The organism is Bradyrhizobium liaoningense, assembly GCF_018130955.1.
GTDB lineage: Bacteria > Pseudomonadota > Alphaproteobacteria > Rhizobiales > Xanthobacteraceae > Bradyrhizobium > Bradyrhizobium liaoningense_C.
The window spans coordinates 74,482-89,439 of the sequence record NZ_JAFCJM010000020.1 but is presented as its reverse complement, the minus strand read 5'-3'; the positions used below and the strand labels follow the sequence as shown (position 1 = coordinate 89,439).

The following is a 14,958-nucleotide window of genomic DNA, read 5'->3' as shown; positions in this document are numbered from 1 at the left end:
ATACCGGTAGATTGGTAAGAACTGCTGACAGTTCAGGTAGGCGCAAACGGGCCCGGTCTTGGGACCCGGTCTTGGGACCTCAACGTCCCGCTCTCCCCGCTCAAGCCTCAGAACGGGATGTCGTCGTCCATATCGCTGTTGCGGCCGCCGCCGGCGGCCACGGCGCGGCGCGGCGCGCTCGAGACCGGTCCGCTGGAGCCGAAGTCGCCGCCCGGCTCGTCGCCGAAGCTACCGCCACCGCCGCCACCGCCGCGGCCATCGAGCATGGTCAGGGTCGAGTTGAAGCCTTGGAGCACCACTTCCGTGGAGTATTTCTCGACGCCGCTCTGGTCGGTCCATTTGCGGGTCTGGAGCGCACCCTCGACGTAAATCTTGGCACCCTTCTTCAGGTACTGCTCGGCGACCTTGCAGAGGCCTTCGTTGAAGATCACGACGCGATGCCACTCGGTCTTTTCCTTGCGCTCGCCGGTCGCCTTGTCGCGCCAGGTCTCCGACGTCGCGACGCTCAGATTTGCGATCGGCCGACCGTCCTGGGTGCGACGGATTTCGGGATCCTTGCCGAGATTTCCAACCAGAATGACCTTGTTGACGCTTCCCGCCATCGCCGCTCTCCACTCCAAACTGCAAAATTTCGAAAAAGCCGGGACCTCGCCCGCAACCCGCTAGCCGCGCCCTCGCCGACGACCCTATACGCCGGGCCGCGCCGACGAGCCCGCGATCCCGCAGGTTATCCCCACATATAGCATTGGCCGCCAGAACGTTCCAGCTTTGTTCCAGGGCGAAATGATGCCGAATATGTCGGCAATCGGGCGGCAAAAAGTCGCTCAAAAGGCGGAACCGGATGGAACCCGATGGAACCCTTTCTGGGTTCCCAAAAACAGGAAAAAATTCTTATTATTCATCGGCTTACTTCACGTCCAAGTGTTGCGTTTCGGAGACGGACTTTGCCTCGGAATCGAGCTAAGCCATGCACACGGATTAGTTGATTGGGCCTCGCCCCTGACCTCCGCTTTGGGGACATCAGAGCGGACCGTACTGGAGAGAAAAACGATGAAGAAGATTCTGTTGGGTACTGTCGGTGCAATCGCCTTGGCCGTTTCGGCCCCCGCCGGTGCAGCGGACATGGCTGCGCGCCCCTACACGAAGGCTCCGGTCGTGGCGCCTGCCCCGATCTACACTTGGACTGGGTTCTATATTGGTATCCAGGGTGGCGGCGCTTGGGGCCGCAGCAACGAGACCTTCTTCCTGCTCCCGAATTCGGCCGTGTTCCTCGGCAGCCAGAACTACGACACCAGCGGCGGCTTCGTCGGCGGCGTGTTCGGCTACAATTGGCAGGCGGGCAACTGGGTGTTCGGCATCGAGGGTGACTATCACTGGGCTGACATCAACGGCCGTTCCGCCGAGGTCAACCTTGGCGTCGGCGACACCTACTTCACGCGGATCCGCGGCTTCGGCGACATCAAGGGCCGCCTCGGCTACTCGACCGGTCCGGCGCTGTGGTTCATCAGCGGCGGCGCCGCCGTCGCCGACATCCAGCATCGCTATGACGGCGTTCCCGGCAACGTGTTCGTCCAGAACAACACCCGTTGGGGTTGGACGGTCGGCGCCGGCGCCGAATACATGTTCGCCCCGAACTGGTCGGCCAAGGTCGAATACAACTACATCGACTTCGGCAGGAGCACGCTCCAGTACGACTTCGCCGTTCCGGCCAACCGCTCCGAGTGGACCGACACCGTTCACACCGTCAAGGCTGGCGTGAACTACCACTTCAACTGGGGTGGCCCGGTGGTCGCCAAGTACTGACACCAGCCACTGACATCATCTCTTGAAAAGGCCGGCCTCGCGCCGGCCTTTTTGCTGGCCGCCAGCCAGCCATTGCACGGCGCGTACAAGGCGCGATGCCGTGTCGGCGCGTCGGGAAAATCCGTTCATCCGCATTGGCTTGTACCCTCGACGCTTCTCGCCGGAGTGTTGCACTTGGGAGACGGACGCTGCCGCCAAATCGGGTTAGGATCGCACCGGAATTTGGGCGTCGCGCCTGATTGGCCGCTTCGGGGACAGCAAGAAGCGGCCACAGCCGGGGATACAAAATGAAGAAGATTTTGCTGGGAGCACTCGGTGCGATCGCGTTGAGCCTGTCGGCTCCGGCAAGCGCTGCGGACCTCGCCGCGCGTCCTTACGCCAAGGCCCCACCCCCGATGATCGCCGCAATCTACGACTGGAGCGGCTTCTATATCGGTCTCAACGGCGGTGGCGGCTCCGCTCACAAGTGCTGGGACAACTACACCTTCGCCGGTGCGCTGGTCGGCGGTGAAGGCTGCCACAACGCAACTGGCGGCACCGTCGGTGGCCAGCTCGGCTACCGCGTGCAGTCAGGCAGCTGGGTGTTCGGTGTCGAAGGCCAGGGCAACTGGGCCGACTTCTCCGGCAGCAACACCAGCGTTCTTTTCCCCGCCCAGCTCAACCGGAGCCGCATCGACGCCTTCGGCCTGGTCACCGGCCAGATTGGCTACGCCTGGAACAACGTCCTCGCTTACGTGAAGGGCGGCGCCGCGGTCGTCGGCGACAAATACGACATCTTCACCACGCCCGGCGGCGTCCTGATCGCCTCGGCCCGCGAAACCCGCTGGGGCGGCACGGTCGGCGCCGGCCTCGAGGTCGGGTTTGCGCCGAATTGGTCCGTGGGCGTCGAGTACAACCACATCTTCACCGGCAACAGCACCCTCACCTTCAACAACGCCGCCGCCGTCGCCGTCCAGAGCGACCGCATCAGCCAGGATGTGGATCTCGGCCTGATCCGCGTGAACTACCGCTGGGGCGGCCCGATCATCGCCAAGTACTGATGTGAAGTACTGATCTTCGCCCAACATCGTCTTCTCCTGAAAAGGCCGGCCTCGCGCCGGCCTTTTTGCTGGGCAGGGCATAGCTGCCAGTATCGGATTGCATACCTCCACACGTTTTTGGTGCAGTGTTGCTGACCTGATACACAACTTGCGCGTTTATCCCTGTAAGGATCGAACTGGTCGGGCGGCAACGCCCGAACACCTTCCGGACTGCGGAAGGCAAGAAGACTCTGTAATTTGGGGATCGTTGAAATGAATAAGGTTTTGCTGGCTTCGGCCGGTTTGTTGGTACTGAGCACGTTCGCGCCGGCCATGGCCGCCGATCTGGCTGCGCGGCCCTACGTCAAGGCGCCGGCGCCGGTCGCCGCGGTCTACAACTGGACCGGGTTCTATCTGGGTGCCATGGGCGGCTACGCCTCGGAAAACACCTCGGGCGACCCCAAGATGAAGGGCGGCTTTGTCGGTGGCACGATCGGCTACAACTGGCAGACCAGCAACATCGTCTTCGGTCTGGAAGCCGACGGCGCCTGGGCTGATGTGAATGCCTCCTCGACGGTGGGCATCGCTTTCGGCGCTCTTGTCGTTCCCGTGACCACCACCTCGCGCATCGACGCGCTCGGCACGGTTCGCGGCCGCGTCGGCGTGGCCTTCGATCAGGTGCTGCTCTATGCGACCGGTGGCTATGCATGGATCGACAACAAGATCAGCGTCAGCGCGCTGGGCGTCACCGCCTCGGAGAGCCACTTCCACAATGGCTGGACCGTTGGTGCGGGCATCGAGGCCTTCTTCGCCCCGCAATGGTCGGTCAAGGGCGAATACCTCTACCGCAGCCTGGGCAGCGAAGACTACTTCGGTGCTCCCAGCGGGACGCTCAACCTGCACAGCGTTCAGGTCGGCGTGAACTATCACTTCGGCGGCCCGGTGGTCGCGAAGTACTGATCGTCAGATTGATCCACGTTGCGAAAGGCCGGCCTAGCGCCGGCCTTTTTGCTTTTCGAAAAGCAGGGAGACGACGTCGTCCTAAAGCAGTCCGACCGTATCAAGCGCTGCCTTGACGGAGTTCGTCTCCTTGCTGTCCGCGCCGTTCAGCTTCGTGGCAGTCTCGAGGATGACCTTGGCCGCCGTGCGCAGGTCCGTCGGTGACTTGAACTGGTCAAGGCTCGCGATCCAGATCTTTCCCGCGCTGTCGGTGCCGATCTTCATCGCCGTCTCGTAGAACGCGCGGTTCGGAATCCCGGAATTGATGTGCACGCCGCCGAAATCGCCGGCGGCGGTGTTGGGCGCCTTGTAGAGCCTGCTGAAATGGTTCGACTGCGCATCCCGGTCATAGGCCGTCCCGGGTGCCTTCATCGAGCGCAGCGGCCGCGTGTCGGTGCGATCGGGCTTGCCCTCGACCCACGCCATCGCCCCGGGCGCAATGACCCAGTCGGCAGTCGACGCGGTCTGGTTCAGCATCTTCTGCTTCACCAGCGTCGCGAGCACATCTGTATAGGATTGGATCAGCGCTCCCTCCTGCCCCTCATACTTGAACCTGGGCCAGCGCGACTGAACGAACGGCCAGGCGACCTCGTGATAGATCACATCAGGGATGTCCTGAACGCTCGGGGGAACGTTGATCGTTGTGCCATCCCAGTATGCGTTGCGCTGGTCGTCCGAAATGAGCTTAAGCTCGGGTTCAGGCAAACTCGCGTTGAACAGGCCGTTTAGGATGCGGGTGGCGTCGGCGACGTGCCCGCGCATCTTCTTCAGCGCGACGTCTTCCCTCGAAGGGGCGAGCTCGGCAGCCGCCGGGGCGAGCTTGGCAGCGAGCGCCTCGACCGCCGATATCTTGGCCTGCAGGGTTTGCGGGTCCAGTCCCGGCTTCGGCGAGGCCTGCAGTCGCCGATAATAGTCTCGCGCGCGCTCATAGTTCTCGGCGCTCTCCGCAATCGAGGCGGCAAAGGATGTCAGTTCGTTCCAGCTCACCATGCGATCCGCGAGCGGATGGAGCGCGTCCGAAATCTTCACGAAATCAGGCTTGGCTTTATTACCGTAGACCGCGAAGCGGCGATTGGCCTTCGCCGTCCCGTTGATGGACTCGACGAGCTGACTGAACTCTTCGTCGCTGAGCTCTCGGTATTGAGGACTGTCGGTGGCCCAGCGCCGGTGAATGAGGGCCAGCGCGATGGCGTCCGCAATGGCATTCGGATTGGCGTTCTTGACCGACATCCATAATGGCTTGGCCTTGCCGGGTGCGAGCGGATCGATGTTCCCCGCAACAATGGCGGACGTCCCGTCCATGGAGACAGCGAAGGTTAGCGTCTTGTCGTGGACGAACCAGCGCTGGATGCCGGGCAGCATCCCGCCGACGTCGACACCGGCCACCTTGACGTCGATCGTCGTCGGTTCGAACAACTGCGCATTCAGGATTGCGGTTTGGGGGATTCCGAGCATACCAGCGGCCACCCCGCGAGGCATCTCTGACGCCGCCGGCCTGGCCTGCTGCTGCGCTTGAATTTGACGCTGATTTTCCGACGTCAGGGACGACTGCGACTCCTTCAGGTCCCATTCCAGCGCTTGGAGACGGGCGATGATCAGCCGCGCCAAAGCCTCGCCGGCGAGGTTCGGATCGCCGGTTCCGCCCACGACCTTGACTGGCGCGACGACGAGGTTTCCGCCCGTTACGCTCTGGTAGACCGCGCTGAAGAACCAGACATTGCAGGCCAGAAGCGCCAGGCCGCCCGTGAAATAGATCGCGAATTTGGTGAGGACTTCCATGTGCCCTCCCGGAAATGAAATAGACGTCAGTAAAACTATTGAATGTACTTTAGCACAATCTGAGATTGCGGTCTGAATCTCACACCTCACCGTCTCGGCCGCTGCTGCCACGTCCCGCCACGCGCCCAACAATCCGTTGACGATTCGCAACTCGCACTGGAAATCCGCCGTCGTTCTTCCTACGTTCGCAGCACACCCAATGGCGTCCATCCCCGGTTCCGGGCGAGGCGCGCCTGACCATCGGCGCGTTCGGCGTCTTTGGGTTTTTCCTTGGGGACCACCGGGATGGACGAAGTGATCAAGGCGAAGCGCCAACAACAGAACGCGGGATCACACCTGCGCGCAATCACGATCCGTGGCGCGCGCGAGCATAACCTCAAGAACATCGACGTCGAGATTCCCCGCGACAAGCTCGTGGTGTTCACCGGCCTCTCCGGCTCCGGCAAATCCTCGCTCGCCTTCGACACCATCTATGCCGAGGGCCAGCGCCGCTATGTCGAGTCGCTCTCCGCCTATGCCCGCCAGTTCCTGGAGATGATGCAGAAGCCTGACGTCGACCAGATCGACGGCCTGTCGCCAGCAATCTCCATCGAGCAGAAGACGACCTCGAAGAACCCGCGCTCCACCGTCGGCACCGTCACCGAGATCTACGACTACATGCGCCTGCTCTGGGCGCGCGTCGGCGTGCCCTATTCGCCGGCCACCGGCCTGCCGATCGAGAGCCAGACCGTCTCGCAGATGGTGGACCGCGTGCTGACGCTGCCGGAGGGTACCCGCCTCTACCTGCTCGCGCCCGTCGTGCGGGGACGCAAGGGCGAGTACAAGAAGGAGCTCGCCGAGTGGCTCAAGAAGGGCTTTCAGCGCGTCAAGATCGACGGCACCTTCTACGAGCTCGCGGAAGCGCCGACGCTGGACAAGAAATTCCCGCATGACATCGACGTCGTCGTCGACCGCATCGTGGTGCGCGCCGATATCGGCCAGCGCCTGGCCGAGAGCTTTGAGACCGCGCTGAAGCTTGCCGAGGGCCTTGCCGTCGTCGAGTTCGCCGACGCGCCGGCGGCCGCGCAGTCTGAGGAAAAGAAGAAGACCGCAAAGATCCACGACAAGAGCGGGCCCGAGCGCATCCTGTTCTCGGAAAAGTTCGCCTGCCCGGTCTCCGGCTTCACCATTCCCGAGATCGAGCCCAGACTGTTTTCCTTCAACAATCCCTACGGCGCCTGCCCGGCCTGCGGCGGCCTCGGCGTCGAGCAGCATGTCGACGAGGACCTCGTCATCCCCGACAAGGAACTCGCCATTGGCAAGGGCGCGATCGCGCCCTGGGCCAAGTCGTCATCGCCTTATTACCTGCAGACGCTCATTGCGCTCGGCAAGCACTACAAGTTCACACCGACCACCAAGTGGAAGGATCTGCCGAAAAAGACGCAAAACGCGATCCTCTACGGCTCCGGCGAGGACGAGATCAAGTTCTCCTACGAGGACGGCGTGCGCTCCTACGACACCAAGAAGCCGTTCGAGGGCGTCATCACCAACATCAACCGCCGCTATCGCGAGACCGAGAGCGAATGGGCGCGTGAGGAGCTCGCAAAGTACTTTCACGACGTCCCCTGCGAGGCCTGCAAGGGCCATCGCCTGAAGCCCGAGGCGCTCTGCGTCAAGGTCGGCGGCAAGCATATCGGCGACATCTCCGAGCTCTCCGTGAAGCGCGCCGGCGAGTGGTTTGCGACCGTGCCGGAGGCGCTGAACAAGCAGCAGAACGAGATCGCCGGCCGCATCCTGAAGGAGATCCGCGAGCGCCTCACCTTCCTGCTCGACGTCGGCCTCAACTATCTCACCCTCTCCCGCTCCTCCGGCACGCTCTCCGGCGGCGAGAGCCAGCGCATCCGCCTGGCCTCGCAGATCGGCTCGGGTCTGACAGGCGTGCTCTACGTGCTGGACGAGCCCTCGATCGGCCTGCACCAGCGCGATAATGCGCGCCTGCTCGACACGCTGAAGCGCCTGCGCGACCTCGGCAACACCGTGGTCGTCGTCGAGCATGACGAGGACGCCATTCGGCTTGCCGACTACGTGCTCGACATCGGCCCCGGCGCCGGCATGCATGGCGGCCACATCGTCGCCGAAGGCACGCCGGCCGAGATCATGCGCAACCCGAAATCGCTGACCGGAAAATACCTCACCGGCGAGCTCGAGGTCGAGGTGCCGGAGCGGCGCCCGCCGAACCATCGCCGCACCATCAAGGTGGTGAACGCGCGCGGCAATAATCTCAAGAACGTCACCGCCGAGATTCCGCTCGGCCTTTTCACCTGCGTCACCGGCGTCTCCGGCGGCGGCAAGTCGACGCTGCTGATCGACACGCTCTACCGCGCCATCGCCCGCAAGCTGAACAATGCCAGCGAAGGCGCCGCGCCCCACGACCGCATCGAGGGCCTCGAGCATATCGACAAGATCATCGACATCGACCAGTCGCCGATCGGCCGCACGCCGCGCTCCAATCCTGCGACCTATACCGGCGCCTTCACGCCGATCCGCGAGTGGTTTGCCGGGCTCCCCGAAGCCAAGGCGCGCGGCTACGAGCCCGGCCGCTTCTCCTTCAACGTCAAGGGCGGCCGCTGCGAGGCCTGCCAGGGCGACGGCGTCATCAAGATCGAGATGCACTTTTTGCCCGACGTCTACGTCACCTGCGACGTCTGCAAGGGCAAGCGCTACAACCGCGAGACGCTTGAAGTCCTGTTCAAGGGCAAGAGCATCGCCGATGTGCTCGACATGACCGTCGAGGAAGCCGCCGAGTTCTTCAAGGCGGTCCCGCGCGTCCGCGAAACCTTCAACACCCTGCACCGCGTCGGCCTGGATTACATCCACGTCGGCCAGCAGGCTACGACGCTGTCGGGCGGCGAAGCCCAGCGCGTCAAGCTCGCCAAGGAATTGTCAAAGCGCGCCACCGGCCGCACGCTCTACATCCTCGACGAGCCCACCACCGGCCTGCACTTCCACGACGTCAAGAAGCTGTTGGAGGTGCTGCACGAGCTGGTCGCCCAGGGCAACACGGTCGTCGTCATCGAGCACAATCTCGAAGTCATCAAGACCGCGGACTGGGTCATCGACCTCGGCCCCGAAGGCGGTGACGGCGGCGGCGAAATCGTCGCCTGGGGCCCGCCGGAAGATATCGTCAAGGCGCCAAGGAGCTATACGGGGAAGTTCTTGGCGCCGGTGCTGGAGAAGGCGAACAAGCCGAAGCGGAGGCGGACGGCGAGCGAGGCGGCGGAGTAGCGGCCGGCACGCTCGCCCACGGAGGCAAATCACCGAATCGTCAATCAACCGGCGATTTTGCGCCGCCGTCCTGCCTACGCCAAAAACTCCGGCGGCACACGATCGGTCAGCCACACGCCATTATCCGCGCGGAAAAACTTGAATCCTTTCGCGTGCATGCCACCTGCATCGACCTTGAAGATGTGGGGCTTGCCGTGGCGCTGGCCGACACGCTCCGCTATCGCCTCATCGGAGGACAGATGCACTTGCTGGCGCGCCTGCGGCTTCAGGCCCTCGGAGAGGATCGCTTGGACGAACCGCGTCGCCGTCCCGTGATACAGGATTGACGGCGGCGCCTGCGGCGCCAGGCCGAGCTCGACACGGACCGAGTGCCCTTGCGCGGCGCGAATGCTGTCCCCGTCAGGCGAGAGCGAAAACCGCTTCTTGTCGCTGGTCGCGACGACGCGGAGCAGGTCGTCCCGGTCGAACGCCGTCCCCGCCGCGTTGGCCTTCTCGACCAGTTCGTCGACGTTCGCCCAGCCATCGGCGCTGAGCGTCAAGCCGATCTCATCGGGCTTGTGCCGCAGCACAAAGCTCAGGAATTTGCTGAGTTGAACCTGATCGACCGGCATCTTGTCCGTCTCGTGTCGGTCGACGGCATCAAATGACCGCCCCGCCGCGCTCAATACTTCGCGACGACCGAGCCGCCCCATTTGTAGTTCACCGTCAGCCGCGCCGTATCCTCGATGAAGCGCTGGCTGGCCGTGATCGTCGTGGTCGTGAAGAATCCCGTGGTGGAGGTCGCCGTCACCGACGAGCGGCCGAGATCGATGTGGAGATATTCGACGCCGACATTCCAGTTGCCGAACGCCTTCGAGACGCCCGCGCCGGCGGCCCAGCCGACCTTCACCTCGGAAGCGGTGCCGGTGAAACCGATCGTGGCAAAGCCGCAACCCACGCCGCCCGGCGTACAGGCAAAGCCGAGGCTGCTGCTCGTATTGCCATAGGCGAGACCGCCGGTCCCGTAGAACAGCCAGTCGTTCGCGGCGAAGCCCGCCTTGCCGCGCAAGGTGCCGAACCAGTCGATCTTGGCCGAAATGCTCTCGGTGACGTTGCAGCACGTGGCGGCAGCATTGGTGAAGGCGACCCCGCTGGACTTGAAGTCCGCCCCCTGGATATCGGCGACCACGCCGACCACCCAGTTTCCGAACTGCTTGTCGTAGCCGAGCTGGAGGCCGCCGAACACGCCGGAGGAGTTGAGGCCGGGGTAGATGTTTCCGCTGCTGAAGCCAGGAAAGATGCCAGCCGGGCTCAGGAACGCGCCGACGCCGGACACGCCACCGGGATCGACCGCCGAGATGGACGGATTGGTGCCCTCGCCCCAGCCATAACCGACGTTGCCGCCGACATAGAAGCCCGTCCAATCGTACACGGCGGCGACTGCCCTCGGAGCTGCCTTGAGCGGCATGTCAGCGGCTGCAGCGGCACCCGTGAACAGGATGGACATCAGGGCAGCGGCCCAAAGCGACTTCATCATCGGTCGGATCATCCCACTCGGGCGAAAACGCTCAAAATCGAGGCTCCAATCATACGCGACGCACCTGCGGCAGGTTGTCACTCTCGTGCCACACACGCCCACCAATCGACGTCGAGGGGCCCCGCAGCGGCTTCGCCGGCTCCATTGAATCCACCGCCGAGGTGGCGTAAGCCGGCGGCCGCCCATCCCACCGGCCTTAGCAAATAGCAGCATCATTTCAGTGTCCTACTCCCTCGCCATCTTCGATCTCGACGGCACGCTGGCCGACAGCTTTCCGTGGTTTCTGCGCACCATCAACGATATCGCCGACCGCTTCGGCTTTCGCCGCGTGGCGGATGACGAGATCGAGGCGCTGCGCCATGCCTCCAGTCGCGAGATCCTGAGCACGCTCGAGGTGCCGCTGTGGAAACTGCCGATGATCGCCCGCTATGTGCGCCGGCTGAAGGCGGAGCATGCAGCGACCATCCCGCTCTTTCCCGGGGTCGAGGCGATGCTGCGAACACTGGCCGGCAACGGCGTGCAGTTGGCGCTGGTGACGTCGGACAGCGAGGCCAATGCCCGGGAGAAGCTCGGCGAGGCCGCGTCGCTGTTTGCGCACTACGATTGTTCGTCCTCGCTGTTCGGCAAGGCGGCCAAATTCCGTCGGGTGACGCGGCGCGCGGGCGTAGGGCCGGCAGAGGTCATTTCCATCGGCGACGAGGTGCGCGACATCGATGCGGCGCGCAGCGCCGGCATCGCCTGTGGCGCGGTGTGCTGGGGCTATGCCGCGCCGGCGGCGCTGCGGGCGCTGGCGCCGGATCACATCTTTGAGCGGATGGACGAGATCGTGGCGATGCTTGTGCCGGATTCCGGCGCAGGCGTGGGCAAAGCCGAGGTGCGTCCAGGGAGACGATGATGGCGATCACGGAAGCGGCCCGGCTCCAGCTCCTGGCGCCGCCCGTCGGCCGGGTGCGCGTCGTGCTCGACACCGACACCTATAACGAGATCGACGACCAGTTCGCGCTGGTCCAGATGCTGCTGTCGAAGGAGCGTTTTGACGTCGAGGCAATCTATGCCGCGCCGTTCTTCAACAAGCGCGCGGACGGCCCCGGCCATGGCATGGAGCTGAGCTATCAGGAAATCCTGCGCCTGCTGGAGCGGCTGAGCATCTCGCCCGAGGGCCTCGTCCATCGTGGCGTCACCGACTATGTCGGCCCCGCCAAGCAGGCCCGGCAGGCGCCCGCGGTCGACGACATGATCGCCCGGGCGCGGGCGGGCTCGCCGGACAAGCCGCTCTATATCGTGGCCATCGGCGCCATCAGCAACGTCGCCTCGGCGCTCCTGAAGGCGCCTGACATCATCGATCGCACCGTCGTGGTCTGGCTCGGCGGCCATGCGCTGGAATGGCCCGATACGGTCGAATTCAACCTGAAGCAAGACGTCGGCGGCGCTCAGGTGCTGCTCGACAGCGGCGTGCCGCTGGTGCTCGTGCCCTGCAAGGGCGTCACCTCGCATCTCCACTCGACCGTGCCGGAGATCGAGCGTTACGTCGAACCGCACGGCAGCATCGGCGCGTTCCTCGCTCAGAGGTTCAAGGAGTATTCATCCGACCATCTCGGCTGGGCCAAGGAGATCTGGGACATGGCGCCGGTCGGCTGGCTTCTGAACCCGCAGTGGGCGCCGAGCGTGATCATTCCGGCGCCGGTTCTGACGGATCAGATGACATGGAGCACCGATCGCCGGCGTCACGCGATCCGCTATGTCACCTTCGTCAACCGCAATCCAATCCTGAAGGATTTCTTCCTGAAGCTGAAGGCCTTTGCCGCATCAGACTAGCTAGGACGTGTACTCATAGGGCGGCTTCTGACGGCCGAGCGGAAAATCTTACGATCAGTTAGAGCATTACCGCTCATGACCCAAACCGGATATAGGGATGGGCTGGCTCGTCCTCGCGACCCTATATCCAGACAATATCTAGCGGACCGCGCAAGTTGTACACGGGCGACGCGCGGTAGGATCATATTGCTGGCCAAGCACGATCCAGTTGCTCTCGGCGGCCTTAATCACAGCCTGCGGATTTTCTCGTCGATCCAATGGAGGGCTGGTGGTGTTGAAATAGAGCCGGCCATCGATCACCGCCCAGTTCTCCGGGTTGGGCTCCTGAATGTAGTTCAAAGCCATGCCGCCAGTGCAGAAGCCGCCAAAGCGAGGGACATAACGTTCCGGATTCTGCACGAACAGGTCGCGATGCGCGGCATTGGCGAACAGCCACCGAGCATCCTGCCACTTGTGCTCGAACTCGGGCTTGCCTTCCACTGCGCGCTTCTCGGTGAAATAGGCAACAGTGTCGTAGCCGCGGATCGCGATATCGTCGCGGTCCTTGTTGATGACATGCGCGCTTTCGGCTGCAGCCGGAGAGGCCAGGGCAAACACGATCAAGGCACCGGCGCAATGTGCGGCAAAGGCCGCTGTGAACCGTCGGACCATGAGGGCCTCCTCTCGATCCTTTGACGGGAAGAATGGCACAGGCGAGCGAAAAAGTCTATGATTGCGGAGTTCTGGCCAGCCTGCATGCCGGTCGGCGCTATGATGACGGCACCCGATTCCAAGGTTGCGCGGGAAACGGACCAATTGGCTGAGGCCAACGCTCCGAAGCGCAAGCTCGCCGCGATTCTCTCCGCCGATGTGAAAGAGTTCAGCCGCCTCATGGAGGCGGACGAAGAAGGCACCTTGCGCACGCTCATGACGTATCGGGCGACCATCGATGCGCTCATCGTCCGTCACTGTGGCCGCATTGTCGGCACTGCCGGTGACGGCATCCTCGCGGAGTTCGCAAGTCCTGTCGAGGCGGCACGTTGCGCAACCGAGGTCCAGGACGAATTGGCGCAGCGAAACCTCGGCCTACCGCATGATCGCCACCTCGAGTTTCGCGTCGGCATCAACCTCGGCGATGTCATCATCGAGGGCACCGACCTGTTCGGCGACGGGGTCAACATTGCTGCCCGATTGCAAGCGCTTGCAGATCCGGGCGGCATTCTCATCTCCGGTGGCATCTATGATCAGATCAAGACCAAGCTGCCATTCGGCTTCAAGTTCCTGGGCCAACAGAAGGTCAAGAACATTGTCGAGCCGGTACGGATCTATCGCGTAGAGCGACACCCGACGCACGTACACACGAGCCGGATCACACAGCGGCGATGGCGCCGCGCCGCAGCGGCAGCATTGCTCACCCTGGCCGCGGGGTGGACGATCTGGCAGCTAATGCCGCCGCTGGCTTCCGGACTTCGTGACTTCGTGGCGGCGCCAAGATCCACGCTGCCGGGGTTAACCAGAGCATCGATCGCGGTTCTGCCCTTCGTGAACCAAAGCACCCCTGCGGCCGACGACTACTTCAGCGATGGTATCAGTGAGGACCTGATCGCGACACTCGGCAAGTTCTCAAACGTCAGTGTCACATCCTGGAACGCCGTTGCCGCGTATAAGGGCGCGGCGGCACCCCCGCAGCAACTAGCTCGGGATCTACGCGTTCGCTACGTCGTGGATGGCAACGTGCGCAGATCAGGTAACAGGATTCGCGTGACGGCGCGCCTCTCCGATGCCGAGCGCGGTACGCTTCTCTGGTCCGAACGCTACGACGAGGTGATTGACGATATCTTCGCCGTCCAGGACAACATTACGCGTCGGATCGTCAGTGCGATGGCGATTCGGGTAACTTACATCGAACAGGAACGGGCCTCGGCCAAGCAGACCAGCAATCTCAGCGCTTACGACCATTATCTACAAGGCCGGCAGATCTTCCGGCAGTTCACTCGGTCGACGACGCTGCGTGCCCAAGAACTTTTCGAAAAGGCCATCGAGCTAGATCCCAATTATGCTGAGGCTTATGCGGCGCTGGCGTTGACGTATGTGAAGGCCGCGGAGCTTGGTTGGGCCCTGCGGCCGCACCAGGCGCTCGACCGCGCGCACGATCTTGCCCAAACAGCCCTTCGGATTAATTCGTCGACGGAACTGGCACGTGTCGTGCTCGCGGTTTTCTACACATATCGGCAACAGTATGAGCTTGCACTTGCCGAGCTCGAGCGCGCGCTGGAAGCCAATCCCAACTACACGGGAAATCATGGCGATCGTGGATGGGTACTGCTTTCGGCCGGCCGATCGGGTGAGGCAATCACGATCTTGGAAGAGGCACTCCGGTTCGACCCAAAACCTGTGCCGAATACCTTCGGTAATCTCGCCATGGCTTACTACCTGAACAGGCGCTATGAGGATACGATCGTGACCCTCGAAGGCGCTATCGGGCGCTATCCAGATCATCTTCCACTCTATATCCCGCTCGCGGCGGCCTACGCCGAGGCCGGACGCACGGATGATGCGAAGCGCGCAGCCGCCAATGTGCGCCGCCTGTATCCGTTCTTTGCAGCCGATCAGTACGGTGAGTCTTTCCGGGACTCGGCCGATCGCGAGCGGATTCGGGAGGGCTTGCGCAAGGCGGGTCTCTAAGCTGCTCTCGGTCTGCTCCTGCCAAAAAAACCTCCCCGCGAGGTTCCGTTTTGACACGAACCTTTCCGCACCCACCAATGGCAGGCAGGTCTCTCAGCT

Annotated in this window: 12 protein-coding genes; 7 read left to right on the top strand and 5 right to left on the bottom strand. The window is 63.2% G+C overall.

The genetic code is table 11. The features are described from left to right. Nucleotides 1-107 precede the first annotated feature (107 nt). Nucleotides 108-602, bottom strand: a complete 495-nt coding sequence (locus JQ632_RS18765) for a single-stranded DNA-binding protein (RefSeq protein WP_212404045.1) — start codon at nt 600-602, stop codon at nt 108-110. 448 nt (nt 603-1,050) lie between these two features. Here JQ632_RS18765 and JQ632_RS18760 point away from each other — a divergent pair, with 448 nt between their 5' ends. The 3 genes from JQ632_RS18760 (at nt 1,051) to JQ632_RS18750 (ending at nt 3,782) form a co-directional block, all read left to right on the top strand. Then, nucleotides 1,051-1,803 carry an outer membrane protein gene (locus tag JQ632_RS18760; RefSeq protein ID WP_212404044.1) on the top strand — a complete coding sequence of 251 codons (753 nt, stop codon included), beginning with the start codon at nt 1,051-1,053 and terminating at the stop codon, nt 1,801-1,803. A gap of 287 nt (nt 1,804-2,090) precedes the next feature. Then, entirely contained in the window at nt 2,091-2,843 is a 753-nt protein-coding gene (locus JQ632_RS18755; protein ID WP_212404043.1) for an outer membrane protein, read from the top strand. 252 nt (nt 2,844-3,095) lie between these two features. Next, nucleotides 3,096-3,782, top strand: coding sequence for an outer membrane protein (locus JQ632_RS18750; protein ID WP_212404042.1), 687 nt, complete (start codon nt 3,096-3,098; stop codon nt 3,780-3,782). 81 nt (nt 3,783-3,863) lie between these two features. Here JQ632_RS18750 and JQ632_RS18745 read toward each other — a convergent pair whose 3' ends face one another. Beyond that, a complete protein-coding gene (locus tag JQ632_RS18745) occupies nt 3,864-5,810 on the bottom strand; it encodes a M4 family metallopeptidase (protein WP_212404041.1) in 1,947 nt (648 codons plus the stop codon). A gap of 75 nt (nt 5,811-5,885) precedes the next feature. On the opposite strand from JQ632_RS18745, the gene uvrA reads away from it, so the two are divergent. Next, nucleotides 5,886-8,864 carry an excinuclease ABC subunit UvrA gene (gene uvrA / locus JQ632_RS18740; RefSeq protein ID WP_212404040.1) on the top strand — a complete coding sequence of 993 codons (2,979 nt, stop codon included), beginning with the start codon at nt 5,886-5,888 and terminating at the stop codon, nt 8,862-8,864. Nucleotides 8,865-8,938: 74 nt separating this feature from the next. Here uvrA and JQ632_RS18735 read toward each other — a convergent pair whose 3' ends face one another. Next, nucleotides 8,939-9,475, bottom strand: coding sequence for an RNA 2'-phosphotransferase (locus JQ632_RS18735; protein ID WP_212404039.1), 537 nt, complete (start codon nt 9,473-9,475; stop codon nt 8,939-8,941). Nucleotides 9,476-9,525: 50 nt separating this feature from the next. Next, nucleotides 9,526-10,380 carry an outer membrane protein gene (locus JQ632_RS18730; protein WP_212404038.1) on the bottom strand — a complete coding sequence of 285 codons (855 nt, stop codon included), beginning with the start codon at nt 10,378-10,380 and terminating at the stop codon, nt 9,526-9,528. 220 nt (nt 10,381-10,600) lie between these two features. On the opposite strand from JQ632_RS18730, the gene JQ632_RS18725 reads away from it, so the two are divergent. Both JQ632_RS18725 and JQ632_RS18720 read left to right on the top strand, forming a co-directional pair. Further along, nucleotides 10,601-11,275, top strand: coding sequence for an HAD-IA family hydrolase (locus JQ632_RS18725; protein ID WP_212404037.1), 675 nt, complete (start codon nt 10,601-10,603; stop codon nt 11,273-11,275). Then, nucleotides 11,275-12,195 (top strand): nucleoside hydrolase, encoded by a 921-nt coding sequence (locus JQ632_RS18720; RefSeq protein ID WP_212404036.1) that lies wholly within the window; start codon nt 11,275-11,277, stop codon nt 12,193-12,195. The genes JQ632_RS18725 and JQ632_RS18720 overlap by 1 nt, the downstream gene beginning before the upstream one ends. Nucleotides 12,196-12,333: 138 nt before the next feature. Here the strand turns inward: JQ632_RS18720 and JQ632_RS18715 are convergent, their stop codons facing one another. Further along, the gene (locus tag JQ632_RS18715) at nt 12,334-12,846 is read right to left on the bottom strand and encodes a YHS domain-containing (seleno)protein (RefSeq protein WP_212404035.1); all 513 of its coding nucleotides are present in this window, start codon (nt 12,844-12,846) and stop codon (nt 12,334-12,336) included. A gap of 57 nt (nt 12,847-12,903) precedes the next feature. Here JQ632_RS18715 and JQ632_RS18710 point away from each other — a divergent pair, with 57 nt between their 5' ends. After that, nucleotides 12,904-14,859 carry a tetratricopeptide repeat protein gene (locus tag JQ632_RS18710; protein WP_212404034.1) on the top strand — a complete coding sequence of 652 codons (1,956 nt, stop codon included), beginning with the start codon at nt 12,904-12,906 and terminating at the stop codon, nt 14,857-14,859. The last annotated feature ends 99 nt before the right edge of the window (nt 14,860-14,958 follow it).

Excerpts from the sequence above, each read along its gene's own strand:
- JQ632_RS18750 (WP_212404042.1), top strand. The coding sequence starts at position 3,096 with ATGAATAAGGTTTTGCTGGCTTCGGCCGGTTTGTTGGTACTGAGCACG.
- JQ632_RS18745 (WP_212404041.1), bottom strand. The coding sequence starts at position 5,810 with ATGGACGCCATTGGGTGTGCTGCGAACGTAGGAAGAACGACGGCGGAT.
- JQ632_RS18720 (WP_212404036.1), top strand. The coding sequence starts at position 11,275 with ATGGCGATCACGGAAGCGGCCCGGCTCCAGCTCCTGGCGCCGCCCGTC.
- uvrA (WP_212404040.1), top strand. The coding sequence starts at position 5,886 with ATGGACGAAGTGATCAAGGCGAAGCGCCAACAACAGAACGCGGGATCA.
- JQ632_RS18715 (WP_212404035.1), bottom strand. The coding sequence starts at position 12,846 with ATGGTCCGACGGTTCACAGCGGCCTTTGCCGCACATTGCGCCGGTGCC.
- JQ632_RS18730 (WP_212404038.1), bottom strand. The coding sequence starts at position 10,380 with ATGATGAAGTCGCTTTGGGCCGCTGCCCTGATGTCCATCCTGTTCACG.
- JQ632_RS18735 (WP_212404039.1), bottom strand. The coding sequence starts at position 9,475 with ATGCCGGTCGATCAGGTTCAACTCAGCAAATTCCTGAGCTTTGTGCTG.
- JQ632_RS18755 (WP_212404043.1), top strand. The coding sequence starts at position 2,091 with ATGAAGAAGATTTTGCTGGGAGCACTCGGTGCGATCGCGTTGAGCCTG.
- JQ632_RS18760 (WP_212404044.1), top strand. The coding sequence starts at position 1,051 with ATGAAGAAGATTCTGTTGGGTACTGTCGGTGCAATCGCCTTGGCCGTT.
- JQ632_RS18710 (WP_212404034.1), top strand. The coding sequence starts at position 12,904 with ATGATTGCGGAGTTCTGGCCAGCCTGCATGCCGGTCGGCGCTATGATG.
- JQ632_RS18765 (WP_212404045.1), bottom strand. The coding sequence starts at position 602 with ATGGCGGGAAGCGTCAACAAGGTCATTCTGGTTGGAAATCTCGGCAAG.